The organism is Lysinibacillus sp. BSL11 (assembly GCF_052928325.1).
Genome location: NZ_JAVGCX010000009.1, coordinates 152,360 through 166,646, shown reverse-complemented (window position 1 = coordinate 166,646; position 14,287 = coordinate 152,360). Strand labels below are relative to the sequence as shown.

Sequence of the window (14,287 nt, the reverse complement as noted above, 5' to 3'; positions counted from 1 at the left end):
CCTATGAAAATAAAAGATCATTGTGTCGCATCATAATTTTCGTTACAATATTTGTAAGAATAGTCTATTGAGCTGGAGGCAGCAACATGGATCGACTTTTCCAGTGGTACAAGTATTTAAAATACATACTCATTCCTATAATTATTTTAAAATACTTTCATGATGGGGATGTAACAACTAAGCATCCTCTATTCGTTCTTGAATATGCTCTCCTATTTGGGGTGAGCTTTTTACTCATTATTCTACAGGATTTTTTCGCCATTCGTAAAAAAACAAAATTCCTACTGCGTCTCATCATACTGATTATTTTACTGTTTTTAGCTATAACTGCCATTGTCTATCAAGCGATAATGTCTATTATTTTTTCAATCCTACTACTAGGCGTGTTAGGTATGGTACTTTTTTTACATAGAAATGACGAGGGAGAACAATAAATGGTACATGAAAATAATAGTAAGCGATTACTTTTAATCATCGGTTGGGTCAATGTGGTAGCTGCCCTTCTCCTATTCCAAGCTTTTTGTGGGCTTATGGCAATTTGTATGGGCATCGTACTTAAAAAGGATTATCAAGCACCAACCCATGGGCTGGTCTTGATAGTAGTTGGTATCTTGAGTACTGTTATAGGTTGGTTGCTCAATCACTTCTATATGTAAAAATGACCAAGAACCTCTATTCTTGGTCATTTTATAATTAGCGATAACTATTGTGTGTGGGTTCAAATAATGCTTCGTCGGCGTTTCGTACAAGTGAGAAATGATCCACATTATAATGGCCGTGCAGGATGTCATTATGGTGTGCAACCGTATCTTCTGGTGATAAGTAGTCGGAACCATTTGTTGAATGGCCTTCTCCCACCAAAGTGACATCAAAGCCCTGTATAGTTGCTGCTCTAACTGCTGTATCCACACAATGCTCGGTTTTGCAGCCCATTATCACCAAATGCTCTACCTTATTGGCCTGTAAATAATCGAGTAAGCCTGTCTTATAAAAAGCGTTGGTAGCCAGTTTATCAAAATAAACAGCGGTAGTCGGTACTTGGATCGCTTGATGTACCTGAAAGCCTTCCCCTTCTCCACCAGCTACATCCTGATCACGCACAAAGATAATCTGTGCCTCTGCCTCAATAGCTTTTTGAATAACGGCATTGATGGTTTTAAGCAATTCATCCTTTCGATAGACGGCTTGTTCATCCTGATTTCCCTCGATTAATTCTTGCTGTGCATCAATGACCACTAGTGCTTGCTTCAAAAGCATCTCTCCCTTATTGTTTGTTAACAATATTTTACCATTAATAGTTAATTTCTGATATGCATTATTTTTTAACTTTTGAAACCGTCATGCCATCCCCAATGGCGCTTGGGTGTTGCCATAAACTAAATAATTTTCATAGTTATCCTTATCAGCATCAATGAAAAAGAAATCAAAACACTGTCCTGTTGCCACAAGCTTTTCAAGGCTTTCCAATGTAGGATCTGTTATACGTTACCTGCTCAGCAAAGCCTGCCTTGGCAAAAATTCTTGGCTGCCAGCTGTGCATATTTTTCCTTTGACTCTAGGGAGGTCACTTTGCCTTCCCCTTCCATTCCTCTCGCCAGCCCAATTTCTAAAATAGCCTTTGACCTAGTAATCGATACAAGCATCGTCAACAGCTTTCCTGATGATCGAGACACAGAAATAGCAGGCATACCATTTTCGGCAATGGAGGACAGGACATCCTCTAATAGGGCATCGTACTGATAAAATACCTCATCTATATAATTTTGTTTCATGTGTGTTATCTTCCTCTTGTAGACTGTCGTTGGTTACACTTTCTTGAATATCAAACAACTGGCTAAATTCTTGGATAACCATATCGATTGCATCTAATCGACTAAAATTTGCTGAATGGATTGAAATTCTGGCTGTTCTAATTGCTGATTAATGATAGCCCGCTTCACATGCAGCATTTCAAAAATGAAATCGCTTTGCCTTTTGCTCCTCGCTGTAGCGCTCCTTCCATGCCTCTGTGGCGTCCTCCACGGTGATTTCCCTCTCTCATATGCTCTCTAAATCCAGATCCTTCATTTCTAAAACACCCCTTTTGTATACAAATTGCCAATTAAACATAATGCTTTCATGCTTCAACATATGTTAGACAATAGGGTAGACGTATCGAAATGGGGGGTAAGATGAGTGAAAAGGGTTACAAAATATGTGTTGGGCATCGCGACATTATTGATACTGTCAGGCATATTTTTGATTGGGGCACAATCTCACTATAATCAGAAGGAAATTAAAATTGCCAGTAAGCTATGTCTTGAAAATGGCGGACAGCCTACTATCATACGCGATTATCTGGCTTTGAATTACTCCTTTTCCTGTCAGAAGAACTAAGGTAGTACATATTTGGATGGTGAACTGCGATGCTAGAAAATCGAGTAAATTTCATCTATCTTTCAGGCAAATGGCTAGCTAACAAGATTACTTTTACATACAAATAGTAGTGTAAAGCAAATCTAGCCTTTCCACAGCTCTCCTGTTTTGAGGTCACTTTCCTTGGAAGGTGGCCTTTTTGGCATGAAAAAAGACGTCATGTCGACGTCTTTAATGTTTGATCGATATCCTCAATCAACCTATCCACTTGTTCCTTTGTTATCTTGATGACATATAATTCTGTCGTTTCGATTCCATCAAGGCTTGTTAGGTGTTTAGGATATTGATAGTTATTTGATATCTCCTTGTCCATACAATCACCTCTTCAATAGATATATTCGACATAAAGTATAGCAAACCTTCTATAAAAAGGAAAATAACAGTATATTTTTTCACTAAAATAGCTATCATTTGGACGATTTAGGGTAAAAAAAGGTTAAAACGTTAAGTCCATTTAGACTATCCTTGTGTAAAAGTGATTATTGCTTACCAAATTTCGCAATTTTTTTGAGGTAGAATGACCCGATGAAAACAATGATACCTCCATAGACTTTCAGCATCACATTTCTAACAGGCGCTTCTTCAATGGTTATACTGAGAAAGGCACACCCAGCGAAAATGATTACCATCCCGATGATGGCAAGAATATATTTCACCGTATCTCCCCTTTTCTAGTAGGCAAGTCCGACACGTGTTTTCATGAATTCCTCGCTAAAGATTTGTTGATAGGCAAAATCTGCTGTATCCGCTACAGAAATTTCGCTACCTCCCTCTGGCAAGAAGTTGCGTTCTGCTCGATAGTTTCCTGTCCAGGGTCCATCAGGTAAATAAGTAGGACAAACAATTGTCCAATCCATAGCAGATTGCTGTAACTGTTCGAATACACGCTGGTGCTCCTGTGCAGCAAAGGTCGATTTTCGTTTCGATTCCGTTGATTGGTAGCGAAGAAGAGTCGGCGTTACACGACTTTGTAAGATCCCAGCTGTTCCAATCGTAATGATTCTTGTCACCTGTTGCTTTGTCATCGCTTCAAGAATCAATGGTAAGCTAGCCGATAATGTAGTGCCTCCATCTGTATTTAATGCACTCACCACCACATCGACATGATGCATTGCCTGCTCGATATCCTGCTTGTTTAAAACATCACCTTTTATTACACACAGCTGTTGGTGATGGTGCGGTAATTTATCAGGATTTCGAACTAAAAGGGTGACCTCATGCTGATCCTTTATTGCTAGTTCCACCAACTGGCTGCCGACACGTCCACTCGCGCCTAATAGTAATATTTTCATTTCTCTCACCTCTTTATCATTATATTACAATTCCCTTTATATGTAAAAAGTCACAGATCACAGTGCCTTCCCTCGACTATTCAAGCTCTATTAGTTGAACATCGACCATAAATAGATGCATATTATTCTTTTGGGCCAGCTCATCGATAATCGATTGAATTTCACTTTCTGTACTTACATCAATTTCTTCCCCATCGTGTAATTGAATAGTGATGACTTGATGCGCTGGAGAGTCTATTAGATAACCGACTGTACTATCAGGTGAGTAGCCTGCCGCTCGTATGGCCTGTAACACTTGTTTTGTAAAATTCGTAGCTTGTAATTTTTCGCCAAGCTCCTCTGCATAGGGAGTTGCTCTTTCAGGGCTCGGGGCTATAATAGAAGGCTCCTTTTGTGCCTTCCACAATGAAATCACAACCAGTAAGCACATGAATAAAAAGAAGATTTGCAGAACACTTTTCATACATTCGCTCCATTTCTCCATGAAATTTACAGGCGGAGGTCTAGCAATCTTTTGCCCTGAAATTGTTATTATTCTCACAGCTATGTATGGCTATTTCTCTCTTTAATTAGTAAAAAATAATTTTCTTCTTGTACAGAGGGCAAATTACCAAGAAGTTTTGTTTGTGGCTTCATAGATTAGAAATGTAAAGGTTAGCGCTACCATTACTAAAAAACTAACAAAAAGGGAGATTAAAAGATGCAGGATAGTAGATTTAGTCAATATATGAATTGGAATCATAAAAAAGAAAAGTGCTGTGAACAATATGTAAAATGCTATTGTCATTTAGAAAAAAAATGTGAACACAAACAAGAAGAATGCAAATGCAAACAGAAGCATGAGCATTGCAAATGGGAACAGAAACACCTGCGATGTAAGTGTCATGAAAAGGATGACCATTGTAAATGGGAACATAGGGAGGATTCTTGCTCTTGCAAAAAAGAGGAGGAAGAGTACTACTACGAGATGGATTATTCCAAAGATCACAAGTGTAAAGGCTGTATTTGTCATCAATTAAGATGCTTATCTCCTGGCACTTTGGTAGATGTTATTTTAGCAGGTGGCGGTAGCTTTGCAGGAATTTTCTTCATCAGCTTAGATCCTAAAACTTGCTGTGCTACATTCTTAGAGGTAGATGCAGCAGCAGCAACACCACTTATCATTGATTGCCAGCAAATTATTGCCATTAGAAACGCGTAACTGTTCCATTATCCTACTTGACACCAATTCATATACCATAATCCTACCACTATAAGCACATTTAATCTTCTGCCAGGTTCGTGAAACCATACCTGGCAGAATTCATATTTTTTCAGCTATTCATTGACAATGACTTTGACAATGGGCTCTAATTTTCCTCTATTCACATCGCCAAGATAATCAACATCCACTACGACAGCTCGTGGCTCAAAACGTTGGATACATTCAATGAGGCGTTTTGTGTTTATTTTCTTCATACGCTGGAAGGGTTTACGAATATCAGACCTTGTCACATATTCGCGGAGCGGACAAGGAATCGTAAACGTCGATAAAATAAATGCTACATTTTGTAATATACCTTCCACGCCTGTAGCATTACCATTAACATTACTTAAAGCCGTTACTTGATGTGTCATTCTATCAACCTTTCTTCTACGTTCATACGATTGGTACTTTGGAAAAAGAGCACTTTGTTATTTATGCTTGCTCATTAAAAATTATGAACGCTTTGTTTTTATGTACCCAATGTTATTTTTATTCAAACAACATTTTAGTTGATAGGTTGACCTACAGGCTTAGCGCATGATGGCATAGTAAATAACATACAGCCAGCTAAAACAGCCGTGGATAATTGCCCAAATGATGGAGTGATGCACACTCCATGAGATCGTAATCGCTAAAACCGAACCAAAGCCAATGCCATTTTTGACCACCGTTTTATGCTCCACTTTTCTCACCTTCCTTGTGCTTTTTAACTCTCCTTCTTGCTTTCGCAATCGGTTTCCCTCCTATCTTTTTCTATGTTTATGCATGAACGAACAAGGGCAATCTGAAAGAAAGGATGTGATATTATGACATTTTTCATGCTGACTGCCACGATTGGCATCCCCAGCCTTATGGTGTATCTTCAGCACAAATGGGCTAGCTTTCGATTTCTTTTCAACATACTAGGCGTCATTGCTGCTATTCTGTTTAGCACGATTGCCGCTACAGCTATAACGAACATTATTCTTGAGGATGTGGTCTTTATGACAACGATTCATGCTGTGTTCTTAAACCCTGTCTTTCTGATTACAGGCGCATACGTTGGCTTATACCTGATTTATCGATTCATCATGATAACAATTCATGAAAGAGACAAGCCCTCCACCCTTTAGTAGAAATCACAATAGACATGCCAAGTCTGGTTTGTTGGATTGTAGAAAAAATAAAAATTGCCATGATCCACAATGTTCAAACGTGCTTTTGCATCGGAGGCAATTTGAAGGACAAATGGCGCATCGTCACCAAAATCAACGCCACTTTGACAAAAGCTTGGATAGCCACCAATTTTATGGAACGGATAGAGGTCTTCCACGATATCCTCAAAATAGTCGAGCTGTTCTTCATGCTCCAATGTCAGAATATCTTCCTCCAATTGAGCAGGAATACCGCCCCCATCCCATGTTGGATAGTCATTTGTAATATGTTGCGGTAGGAGTGGAAACGCGCGAATTTGTTTATGCTGCCATTCGCGCTTCACCAAGCCTTCCAAAGTGGTGTACGTTCTAATATCAAAATAAGAACAAAGATCATCCTCCATGAGATGATCTAATAGACGTTCATCGACAAAGACTGTGACTAATTGAAAAGGCTTTAATGCCATCGGTACGTAGGGTAGGTCTTTTAGAAAGAACGTAGCGAGCGGCTGATAGCCAGATGGTGGCTGTTCTTCTGGTAAGGACCAGCCAACATAGCCAATCCAGCTTTCCAATAAATCATGCGTGGGTCGAATACCACCCGTTTGAAAAATCGTGGCCTGCTTGGCTAATTGAGCCCGAATTTGTTCAATTGCCATCCGCTAGCTCCTTTTGTCGACAGCAGCAATCCGTTGTATGGTCGTTTACCATGCCCACTGCCTGCATAAAGGAATAACATATTGTACTACCGATAAATTTAAAGCCATCTTTCTTCAATTGCTTGCTCATACGATCACTAACTTCTGTCGTCACAGGCACCTCTTTGATGGATGCCCACTCATTCATAACTGGTTTGTGATCTACAAAGCCCCAAATATAATCTGAGAATGAGCCATGCTTTTCCTGTATTTGGAGATATGCTTTAGCATTTGTCACCACGCTAGCTATTTTTAATTTATTGCGTACAATCCGTGTGTCTTGCTGCAATTCCTCTAGCTTGTCTGCTGTATAATGGATAATTTTTTCCACATCGAATTGGTCAAATGCCTCACGATAGCCTTCACGCTTTTGGAGAATCGTCCACCAGCTCAAGCCAGCCTGTGCCCCCTCCAAGCAAAGCATCTCGAATAAATGCTGGTCATCATAGACCGGTACACCCCACTCCTTGTCATGGTATTCCACATATAAAGGCTCATCTAGCTTGACCCAATCACATCTTTTCATTTTTATACCCTCCATTTTATGTATCCTTTACTTAATAGCTGTAATGCAAAGCCATCCTTTACTTGATTTTTCCGTGACATAAACGGTTTGAAAACCGATACGTTCTAATAGTTGCTTCGTTGCCTCAGGTGTTTGATAGGCTTTCATATGATAGTTCATCTTGTAGAGCTCTGCTATGATAATAAATTTCCCACCGTTTTTCAGAACCCGCCATACTTCCTCTACATCCTGCTCCAAGGATGGCCAAAAATAGTGCGTTTGAAAGGCGGTAATCGCATCAAAAAACTGATCATCGTATGGAATGTTTGAAACGCTTGCTTCTTTCACAAAGACCCTACCACTGGCAACATTTGCTTTATTCAATTTGATTGATTCCTTCACTGCCTGTGTGGAAAAATCTATCCCATATATTATACCATTTGGATTCAATTTGGATAAAATTTGGAGCGTTTTCCCACCACCACAACCTATGTCTAATACACGATCACCGTCATTGATAGCTCCTTGCCTAATGAACCATGCATTCATACCACGATGGGCAAAATTCATAATTTGTAGCATCGTTGAGCCAATCCATCCATTTGGCTTTTTCGCTTGTTCAATTAACGTTTGTAAGAGTGACATGATTGGATTCCCCTCTTCAAGTAAGATTGTTAAAATAAAAATTAGAGCTTTAAAATAAAAACGCTTACTAGTTTGTACGTACTTCAAAACAATTTGTTTCATTTTTTACAAAGGAGGAAGATTTTATGATACAACAAGCAAAGCATAGGGACGCTCATGCTGCTGCCTCATTAGCCTTACTGCTCTGGCCCAATCATACACTAGAGGAATTTACTGAAGAGATGACACAGCTGCTAAAGGAAGAAAACGCAGCTATTTTCCTTGCCTTTGATGATGACAAAGCAGTTGGATTTGCCCAATGCCAGTTAAGAACAGATTATGTAGAAGGTACCGACTCGAGTCCAGTCGGCTATTTAGAAGGCCTTTTTGTGAGGGAGGACTATCGCCAGCAGGGCTATGCAAGACTGCTTGTGGAGAAATGTGAGCAATGGGCAAAGCATAGGGGCTGTCTAGAGTTTGCCAGTGACTGTGTATGGGACAATGATGAAAGCCTAAGGGTTCATCTTCAGCTCGGTTTTACAGAAGCCAATCGTATCATTTGCTTCACAAAAAAATTATAAAAATGGCTGACAAAAAAATCACAGGCGTTGCAAACATAACACCTGTGATTTTTCGACATTTTTTTAGTTTAGATATGTATTGTTGGAAATATTTCGTTCGCGCTCATCTATGATTAAATGGATCATTAATGCGAGTTGTTGTTCGATTCGCATATTATTTAGATGTAAGATATCAGCAATCACATTCTTTTGCTTCTCTGCTAATTCCATCTCCTCAAGCATTAACATAATTTCTTCTTTTGTCAGCCCAAACATACTCATATCACCCCAATACTCTCTCTTTTTATTATTGTAAAATCATTACTCCCATTTCATATTTAGCGAATTTTTATCTTATTTCGTGAACCATTTTTACTAATTATAGGTTTAAACATGGAAAATAATCAATCTATTATCTACATTTATTTAATATTTTTTTTACATTAAGTAAAAACTTTTATTATGTTTGTTATAACTTATACAAAGATTGTATAAGTTTTCCTGTGGAATATTTCAAAATATTGCAGTAATTGCAACAAGACATCTATACCATTATAAAAATATTCTTGCATTTTGTCGAATTATAGATTTTTTTGCACAAATTATAATTAATTTACAGCCCAAACGTATTCCTTTACCCATTTTTCACATATATAAAATATCAATACACAAATCCATAAAAAAAGTAATTTCAAAATTGAAACTACTTGTCTTATTTGTATAATCGGCTTTTATATTATTTTTTTAATATCATGTTTCACTATTTCTATTTTCATGTCCTCAATTTGGGAAACCTTTGATGCTGTATCCTTCTGCCATGTCGCTGACTGTACATGTCCTTGCACAAATAATTGGCTGTTTTCCTGGACCACCGCTGGAGCCTTTACTGCAGCTATATCTGTATGACGCATTTCCAATAATGATTTATTGGACAACGCTAAAAATGGTCTAGCCGCCTTATCCACCCTACAATTTTCAATACGCCCCATTGATTGATCTGACCAAATCATGGCATAAGGGCTTTCTTGATCATCTTTAAAATAGCTATTAGCTATCTCAAAAATTGCATCAATGCACGTGATTCCGTTTGCTTCCATTTGTTCAAAGGTGCAATAGTGTGTAAATAATCGGGCATTGTTGATATAGATATGGTGGCTTTGCAGCTCTCGAATCGTTGTATGATGCATCATAATTTTGGCATGTTCATTACCATAAACACCACCTGATTGCCCAAATTGAATAATCGATTGCTGTAGCTTTAATCCACTAGCATCAACAATAATATGAAATTGCTGATGGTTTTGAATTTTACATTGGTTCATCGAAACATTTGCCTCATCCACAATGGTAAGCCCGACAGCCATGCCATTACGAACATGACATGTATGAAATTCCACCTTGCTATTTTCAATCAACACCTGTGCCTTGACATGCCGAGAAACTTGACAATCATAGAACTTGGCTTCGGTTTTTTCTCCAAGATACAGCCCATGACTTTGACCATCTGAAAAAATAGAATCAGATACCATTAGTTCACTGCGATGAACCACCATATTCGTATCAAGATGCTCTTTTATTTTACAGCCATCCATCCTGAAAGTCGTGCTATCAAACAATTGGATGCCTACCCCTTGCCCTTGGTGAACTAAACAATTGGTCATCGTCATCTCACTTGACGCAGCCATTACTTGTGCCTTATCATGCCCATGAATTTCACAGTCCTCCATTGTCAGCTTGACATGACGAATCGCAAAAATACCATGCTTCTTCCCTTCCAACAGCATACAATTCGTCAGGCTTAGCTCACAGTTTTGAGCGATAATCTGTGCCTTCCTATGATGCTCAAATGTCGTGTCGACTAGAATAACACTAGAGCCATTCGCCACACGCAAACCAAAATGATTCAGTGGCGTTGCAAGCACTGCACAATTTTTCATCAGCAAACTACCATAGCTCACCATCATCTGCGTTCGAATCAATTGCTCCTCAATCACACAATTCTCAAGCTGTAAATCGCCTTTCACATACAGCCCCTGCCCTTGCCGGAACCGTAAATTACGCATCGCGACAGGTGTTTGATAGCGAATAAATACGCCACCCTTGATGGTCACATTGCCAACCCCATACAACGTCAGACGCTTGGCAATATCCAAGCTTTCCTCATAAATCCCATCCCGAATTTCAATCATATCCCCAGGCGCCGCCTCTTCAATCGCCTGCCCGATACTTTGATAACGATGCATAATACTCCTCTTCACCACAAGTACAGCCATTTACACACTCCTAACCAAAAAATGTTCGTACCCTATTTATATACCGAACATGCTTGTGCTTATTCAATTTTGTGTAAAATTGCTGGAATATGCAGGCGTTTATTTGGAATGTTTGACGGTTTAATGAAAGTGGGGAAAAATGCAAAAAAACCAACAACAACCGAATCCCCCCGGTCATTGCTGGTTTATTTCATTTACATTATTTCTTGCGTTTCACAAATACAATAACAAAAATAGCGGCTAAGGCTGCTAGGATGGCGATCATCCATACTGTGTTTGAGTTGGATGTTGTGTCATCTGCTGCGGCTGCTTGTTGCTCTTCTCTTGGTGTAGCGTTCGAAGACTCCATTTCTTTGGCATCCTCTTTCACCACTTGTGCAGTGCTAATTTGTACATATTGTAGTGTTGCTTCATTCGAGGCGGATGTTTCATGCTCGTGGCTATCGCCATGGCCTTCTGCATGATCCCCGTGGCTTTCCTCTTGCCCACCGTCATGACCAGAATGGTGATCCGCTGCTGTTGTAAAAATAGAACGTTCTAGCTGTTGCCCTACCCAGCTTTTGGCATCTGTTGAATCGGCAAAGATGCGAGGGTGTCCTGACAGCATGTATGTTTTACCGTCGATGATGATTCCTGTTTGGTCACCTGTGACAACGTCTTCAATCGTACCCGTTGGTCCTTCTGCAAAGCCGCCCATTTGAATAAGCGTATGTCCGCCCATATCAAATGTAAGGTGCTCTGTTAAGAATGCAATGTATTCTTCTTTCGACATGGTTGCGTCAGGATTGGTTAGCTCAAGTTTATGATGAAAAAGTGCTGTATTTATTTCCTTGTACGTAATATCTCCCTCTAGAGAAGACACGTAATCCTCTTTTTGAGCTGCTTGTGCTAGCTCATCCACTGTTGCTCCGTCAAGGCCGAAAAAGCCACCTACCCAGCCTGCAAAGTCCTTGCGTGAGAGATTGTCTGTTGGGTTTAAGGCCATATCTTTGCCATTGTACCCAAGAAGCCCAATACTGTGTAGTACCATAATGTCCTGAATATTGGCGGCTGTTTCAGGGACATCCGTGAATAGTGTACTTTTATCCATCGTATGGGCGTAGGCAACGGGTGCCATGAATAAAGTACTCATCAATAATAAAAGTAAATATTTTCTCAAAATGATTCCACCTTCCAATGCAATAGTATACAGCGTAAATGTGTTGGAAGTTTGAAATCAAGCACAATTTTCTATAGTTTGAATCGACGAATGAGGCCATTTAATTGTTCGGCCATTTCTGCTAAATGCTCGGCACTATGTTTAATTTCCTCCATAGAGCTTGCAGCCTGTTCAATGGTCGCCGATGTTTCCTGAATGCCTGCCGCTGACTGTTCAGAGACAGCCGCAATATCATCGACAGATTGGTGAATCGTAACAGTATAGTGAACTACCCCGTGCAAATCTGATGACATCCCATCAATGCTTGCTGCAATGGCATCGATCGCATCTGCAATACGATAGAATGTTGTATTGGTCGTGGCAATTTGCGCTGTGCCTTTTTCTACTTCCCCATAGCCTTGCTCTAATGAGGAGGTCACTGTCCTCGAATCATCCTGAATGGCTCCTACAATGGCTGTAATATCATCAACGGAGAAGGCCACCTGCTCGGCTAATGTGCGAACCTCGTCGGCTACCACCGCAAAGCCCTTTCCTTGTTCCCCAGCTCGGGCTGCTTCAATCGCTGCGTTCAGTGCTAATAAATTTGTCTGTGCCGCAATATTTTGAATGACCGCTACAAGCTTAGAAATTTCTTGTGTTTGTTTACTGAAACCAGTTACCTGATCCACCGCGTTCTTTACCATCTGCTGAATCGCTTCCATTTGCTTTGTGGAAGAGGTCATTGCATCTCTACCTTCTTCTGTTAAAGCTTTGACTTCCTGCGAATATAGTTGAACGTCTTTACTGCCGTCATGAATAGTCGTTACTTTGACAGCAAAGTCGTTTATGGAGGAAGCGACATCTGCTGCATGGTTTGCCTGTCGTTCTGTACCGCTGGCGATTTCTGTTACAGTATGGGCAACTTGTTCTGTACCTGTTTTTACCTCTGTGGTTGACTGCAAAAGCTCCTCACTATGAGCCGCTACCTCATCCGACACTGTTTGAATATGTTTCAAGAGTCGATTTAAAATATCTGCCATTGTGTTGGTCGCTTCCATCAACTGGCCCACTTCATCCTTTGATTGAATAGGTAAAGGGGGCTCACTTAAATCGCCATTGGTCATTTGTTGCATACGCTTGGTTAACGTCACGATTGGTCTTGAAATACCACGAGCACTTAATAGCTCAATTATCACTGCTAGAAGAACAATCACCACACCTACGATAATGGCAATTCGCTGTTTCTGTTCCCCAGCGGCAACACTGTCTTTCCCTACTTCATTAATGGCTAGTTTTCGTTGCTCAGCTAAGCCTTCGTAGCCTTCACGAATAGACGTGGCTGTGTCATCCATTTTTGTGAGGTTTTGAGTAGCCAGATTGGTGTTCCCTTGGTCATATACCGCAAATACCTCTTGTTCAATATAACGGTTCCATTCTTTAGACATCTCCGCAAATTGTCCGAATTCGCCTGAGGAAGATAATGCTGATCGTTTTTCTTCGTTGCTTAGTTCCTTTGCAACATTATCCTGAAATATCTCTTTATACTTTTCTCTACCAGAAAGCACATAGCCTCTAGCTGCCGCTATTCTTAAATCAATGGACTGTGCCTGCTCGTAATCGATGATTAATAGTTGTAATTCTTGCTGTACAATTTGCTCTGTCGCATCATTGCTTTGCTTGATGGCAAAGTAATTGTAAACAATGTATCCCATCACGATTGCAATCACAATGCTAAAGGAAAAAACAATGCGTCTACTAATTGTTTTGAACTTCATTTGCAAAAACCCCTTATTTTCCTAATCTATTCCATCATTAAAAATCTACCATTTAATAAGGGCGATTAGCGGTTTTAGGAATTTTTTCTATATTTCCAGAAATAACTTGGTCAATATAATGTTTTTTATAGCATCTTTTATCTTACGCCTTTAGTACTATTCTTAATCCCAGCCATTGAACATTACATCGCCAATGGTTTGGCTATTAAAATAAGAGACGTATTTCCATTCTGTAGTAGATAGACTATGTAACGCCTCATCCTTTATTAGTAATGTTGTAAGTGTCTCCGCTTCCAAGCATTTTCGCATAGGAAAATATTTATGCAGGTGAGGCTTGGATAAAAAGGTAAAGCTACTCTCCTCCTGCCTGGCAAAGGCGATGTACGGCATCAAACGATGATGAAGAATCGTCAGTGTTTCTCCATCGATTTCGATCAATGCCTGCATATAGACAAAGGGCGCTTGATCGATAAATTGCCGTACCTTCGCTCGTTATTCGCTTGTCACTAAATGGTACACCATCGACTGAAACATGCGCATGTCCTGCTCAATTAAATGCGCTGCATTGAAACCAGAAATTCCTTTTGTTAAACGCAAGCCATCCATCACTCCTTGTTATTTGCCTCTA

General features: G+C 39.8%; 21 protein-coding genes and 1 pseudogene. 6 read left to right on the top strand and 16 right to left on the bottom strand.

Annotation, left to right across the window (positions count from 1 at the left end; translation table 11 throughout):
- Positions 1-86 precede the first annotated feature (86 nt).
- Both RCJ95_RS12845 and RCJ95_RS12840 read left to right on the top strand, forming a co-directional pair.
- Positions 87-434 (top strand): hypothetical protein, encoded by a 348-nt coding sequence (locus tag RCJ95_RS12845; protein ID WP_274772953.1) that lies wholly within the window; start codon positions 87-89, stop codon positions 432-434.
- A complete protein-coding gene (locus tag RCJ95_RS12840; protein WP_313150685.1) occupies positions 435-656 on the top strand; it encodes a hypothetical protein in 222 nt (73 codons plus the stop codon).
- A 37-nt stretch (positions 657-693) separates the two neighbouring features.
- Here RCJ95_RS12840 and RCJ95_RS12835 read toward each other — a convergent pair whose 3' ends face one another.
- Both RCJ95_RS12835 and RCJ95_RS12830 read right to left on the bottom strand, forming a co-directional pair.
- Positions 694-1,251 carry an isochorismatase family protein gene (locus RCJ95_RS12835; RefSeq protein ID WP_313150686.1) on the bottom strand — a complete coding sequence of 186 codons (558 nt, stop codon included), beginning with the start codon at positions 1,249-1,251 and terminating at the stop codon, positions 694-696.
- Between the two features lie 120 nt (positions 1,252-1,371).
- A pseudogene (locus tag RCJ95_RS12830) lies at positions 1,372-1,772 on the bottom strand (O-methyltransferase); the annotation flags it as partial.
- Between the two features lie 403 nt (positions 1,773-2,175).
- Between RCJ95_RS12830 and RCJ95_RS12825 the strand changes: the two are divergent.
- The gene (locus RCJ95_RS12825) at positions 2,176-2,376 is read left to right on the top strand and encodes a hypothetical protein (RefSeq protein WP_221683070.1); all 201 of its coding nucleotides are present in this window, start codon (positions 2,176-2,178) and stop codon (positions 2,374-2,376) included.
- 196 nt (positions 2,377-2,572) lie between these two features.
- Here RCJ95_RS12825 and RCJ95_RS12820 read toward each other — a convergent pair whose 3' ends face one another.
- The 4 genes from RCJ95_RS12820 to RCJ95_RS12805 form a co-directional block, all read right to left on the bottom strand.
- Positions 2,573-2,728, bottom strand: coding sequence for a hypothetical protein (locus RCJ95_RS12820; protein WP_016993988.1), 156 nt, complete (start codon positions 2,726-2,728; stop codon positions 2,573-2,575).
- Between the two features lie 166 nt (positions 2,729-2,894).
- Positions 2,895-3,071, bottom strand: a complete 177-nt coding sequence (locus tag RCJ95_RS12815) for a hypothetical protein (protein WP_320939682.1) — start codon at positions 3,069-3,071, stop codon at positions 2,895-2,897.
- A 15-nt stretch (positions 3,072-3,086) separates the two neighbouring features.
- The gene (locus RCJ95_RS12810) at positions 3,087-3,707 is read right to left on the bottom strand and encodes an NAD(P)-dependent oxidoreductase (protein WP_446722384.1); all 621 of its coding nucleotides are present in this window, start codon (positions 3,705-3,707) and stop codon (positions 3,087-3,089) included.
- 76 nt (positions 3,708-3,783) lie between these two features.
- Positions 3,784-4,170, bottom strand: coding sequence for a hypothetical protein (locus tag RCJ95_RS12805; protein WP_221683073.1), 387 nt, complete (start codon positions 4,168-4,170; stop codon positions 3,784-3,786).
- Positions 4,171-4,674: 504 nt separating this feature from the next.
- Here RCJ95_RS12805 and RCJ95_RS12800 point away from each other — a divergent pair.
- Complete coding sequence (locus RCJ95_RS12800; protein ID WP_274772945.1) at positions 4,675-4,908, top strand: hypothetical protein; 234 nt, start codon at positions 4,675-4,677, stop codon at positions 4,906-4,908.
- Positions 4,909-5,024: 116 nt separating this feature from the next.
- Here the strand turns inward: RCJ95_RS12800 and RCJ95_RS12795 are convergent, their stop codons facing one another.
- Both RCJ95_RS12795 and RCJ95_RS12790 read right to left on the bottom strand, forming a co-directional pair.
- Entirely contained in the window at positions 5,025-5,324 is a 300-nt protein-coding gene (locus RCJ95_RS12795) for a hypothetical protein (RefSeq protein ID WP_048393880.1), read from the bottom strand.
- Positions 5,325-5,483: 159 nt separating this feature from the next.
- Entirely contained in the window at positions 5,484-5,684 is a 201-nt protein-coding gene (locus tag RCJ95_RS12790; RefSeq protein ID WP_257521994.1) for a hypothetical protein, read from the bottom strand.
- A 75-nt stretch (positions 5,685-5,759) separates the two neighbouring features.
- On the opposite strand from RCJ95_RS12790, the gene RCJ95_RS12785 reads away from it, so the two are divergent.
- The gene (locus RCJ95_RS12785) at positions 5,760-6,065 is read left to right on the top strand and encodes a transposase (protein ID WP_312128783.1); all 306 of its coding nucleotides are present in this window, start codon (positions 5,760-5,762) and stop codon (positions 6,063-6,065) included.
- On the opposite strand, the gene RCJ95_RS12780 is transcribed toward RCJ95_RS12785, so the two are convergent.
- The 3 genes from RCJ95_RS12780 to RCJ95_RS12770 are packed head-to-tail and all read right to left on the bottom strand — an operon-like array spanning position 6,062 to position 7,934.
- A complete protein-coding gene (locus RCJ95_RS12780; RefSeq protein ID WP_446722383.1) occupies positions 6,062-6,745 on the bottom strand; it encodes a DUF1963 domain-containing protein in 684 nt (227 codons plus the stop codon). The two genes, RCJ95_RS12785 and RCJ95_RS12780, sit on opposite strands and share 4 nt — an antisense overlap.
- On the bottom strand, positions 6,735-7,310 hold the full coding sequence (locus RCJ95_RS12775; protein WP_257521991.1) for a DNA-3-methyladenine glycosylase I: 576 nt from the start codon (positions 7,308-7,310) through the stop codon (positions 6,735-6,737). Before RCJ95_RS12775 ends, RCJ95_RS12780 begins: the two co-directional genes overlap by 11 nt.
- 27 nt (positions 7,311-7,337) lie before the next feature.
- Positions 7,338-7,934 carry a class I SAM-dependent methyltransferase gene (locus RCJ95_RS12770; protein WP_221683079.1) on the bottom strand — a complete coding sequence of 199 codons (597 nt, stop codon included), beginning with the start codon at positions 7,932-7,934 and terminating at the stop codon, positions 7,338-7,340.
- A gap of 125 nt (positions 7,935-8,059) precedes the next feature.
- Here RCJ95_RS12770 and aac(6') point away from each other — a divergent pair, with 125 nt between their 5' ends.
- Positions 8,060-8,494 (top strand): aminoglycoside 6'-N-acetyltransferase, encoded by a 435-nt coding sequence (gene aac(6'), locus RCJ95_RS12765; RefSeq protein ID WP_446722382.1) that lies wholly within the window; start codon positions 8,060-8,062, stop codon positions 8,492-8,494.
- Between the two features lie 63 nt (positions 8,495-8,557).
- Here the strand turns inward: aac(6') and RCJ95_RS12760 are convergent, their stop codons facing one another.
- The 5 genes from RCJ95_RS12760 to RCJ95_RS12740 all read right to left on the bottom strand — a co-directional run bounded on the left by RCJ95_RS12760 (position 8,558) and on the right by RCJ95_RS12740 (position 14,106).
- On the bottom strand, positions 8,558-8,749 hold the full coding sequence (locus tag RCJ95_RS12760; RefSeq protein ID WP_004228683.1) for a hypothetical protein: 192 nt from the start codon (positions 8,747-8,749) through the stop codon (positions 8,558-8,560).
- A gap of 455 nt (positions 8,750-9,204) precedes the next feature.
- Positions 9,205-10,746 carry a right-handed parallel beta-helix repeat-containing protein gene (locus RCJ95_RS12755; RefSeq protein ID WP_369579274.1) on the bottom strand — a complete coding sequence of 514 codons (1,542 nt, stop codon included), beginning with the start codon at positions 10,744-10,746 and terminating at the stop codon, positions 9,205-9,207.
- Positions 10,747-10,945: 199 nt separating this feature from the next.
- Positions 10,946-11,905 carry a hypothetical protein gene (locus RCJ95_RS12750; protein WP_446722381.1) on the bottom strand — a complete coding sequence of 320 codons (960 nt, stop codon included), beginning with the start codon at positions 11,903-11,905 and terminating at the stop codon, positions 10,946-10,948.
- Positions 11,906-11,976: 71 nt separating this feature from the next.
- The gene (locus tag RCJ95_RS12745) at positions 11,977-13,659 is read right to left on the bottom strand and encodes a methyl-accepting chemotaxis protein (protein ID WP_446722380.1); all 1,683 of its coding nucleotides are present in this window, start codon (positions 13,657-13,659) and stop codon (positions 11,977-11,979) included.
- Between the two features lie 162 nt (positions 13,660-13,821).
- Positions 13,822-14,106, bottom strand: a complete 285-nt coding sequence (locus tag RCJ95_RS12740) for a hypothetical protein (RefSeq protein ID WP_446722379.1) — start codon at positions 14,104-14,106, stop codon at positions 13,822-13,824.
- Between the last annotated feature and the right edge of the window lie 181 nt (positions 14,107-14,287).

Coding starts and splice junctions, on each gene's coding strand:
- RCJ95_RS12845 (WP_274772953.1), top strand. CDS start 87: ATGGATCGACTTTTCCAGTGGTACAAGTATTTAAAATACATACTCATT.
- RCJ95_RS12840 (WP_313150685.1), top strand. CDS start 435: ATGGTACATGAAAATAATAGTAAGCGATTACTTTTAATCATCGGTTGG.
- RCJ95_RS12820 (WP_016993988.1), bottom strand. CDS start 2,728: ATGGACAAGGAGATATCAAATAACTATCAATATCCTAAACACCTAACA.
- RCJ95_RS12810 (WP_446722384.1), bottom strand. CDS start 3,707: ATGAAAATATTACTATTAGGCGCGAGTGGACGTGTCGGCAGCCAGTTG.
- RCJ95_RS12805 (WP_221683073.1), bottom strand. CDS start 4,170: ATGAAAAGTGTTCTGCAAATCTTCTTTTTATTCATGTGCTTACTGGTT.
- RCJ95_RS12800 (WP_274772945.1), top strand. CDS start 4,675: ATGGATTATTCCAAAGATCACAAGTGTAAAGGCTGTATTTGTCATCAA.
- RCJ95_RS12795 (WP_048393880.1), bottom strand. CDS start 5,324: ATGACACATCAAGTAACGGCTTTAAGTAATGTTAATGGTAATGCTACA.
- RCJ95_RS12785 (WP_312128783.1), top strand. CDS start 5,760: ATGACATTTTTCATGCTGACTGCCACGATTGGCATCCCCAGCCTTATG.
- RCJ95_RS12780 (WP_446722383.1), bottom strand. CDS start 6,745: ATGGCAATTGAACAAATTCGGGCTCAATTAGCCAAGCAGGCCACGATT.
- RCJ95_RS12775 (WP_257521991.1), bottom strand. CDS start 7,310: ATGAAAAGATGTGATTGGGTCAAGCTAGATGAGCCTTTATATGTGGAA.
- RCJ95_RS12770 (WP_221683079.1), bottom strand. CDS start 7,934: ATGTCACTCTTACAAACGTTAATTGAACAAGCGAAAAAGCCAAATGGA.
- RCJ95_RS12760 (WP_004228683.1), bottom strand. CDS start 8,749: ATGTTTGGGCTGACAAAAGAAGAAATTATGTTAATGCTTGAGGAGATG.
- RCJ95_RS12755 (WP_369579274.1), bottom strand. CDS start 10,746: ATGGCTGTACTTGTGGTGAAGAGGAGTATTATGCATCGTTATCAAAGT.
- RCJ95_RS12745 (WP_446722380.1), bottom strand. CDS start 13,659: ATGAAGTTCAAAACAATTAGTAGACGCATTGTTTTTTCCTTTAGCATT.
- RCJ95_RS12740 (WP_446722379.1), bottom strand. CDS start 14,106: ATGCAGGCATTGATCGAAATCGATGGAGAAACACTGACGATTCTTCAT.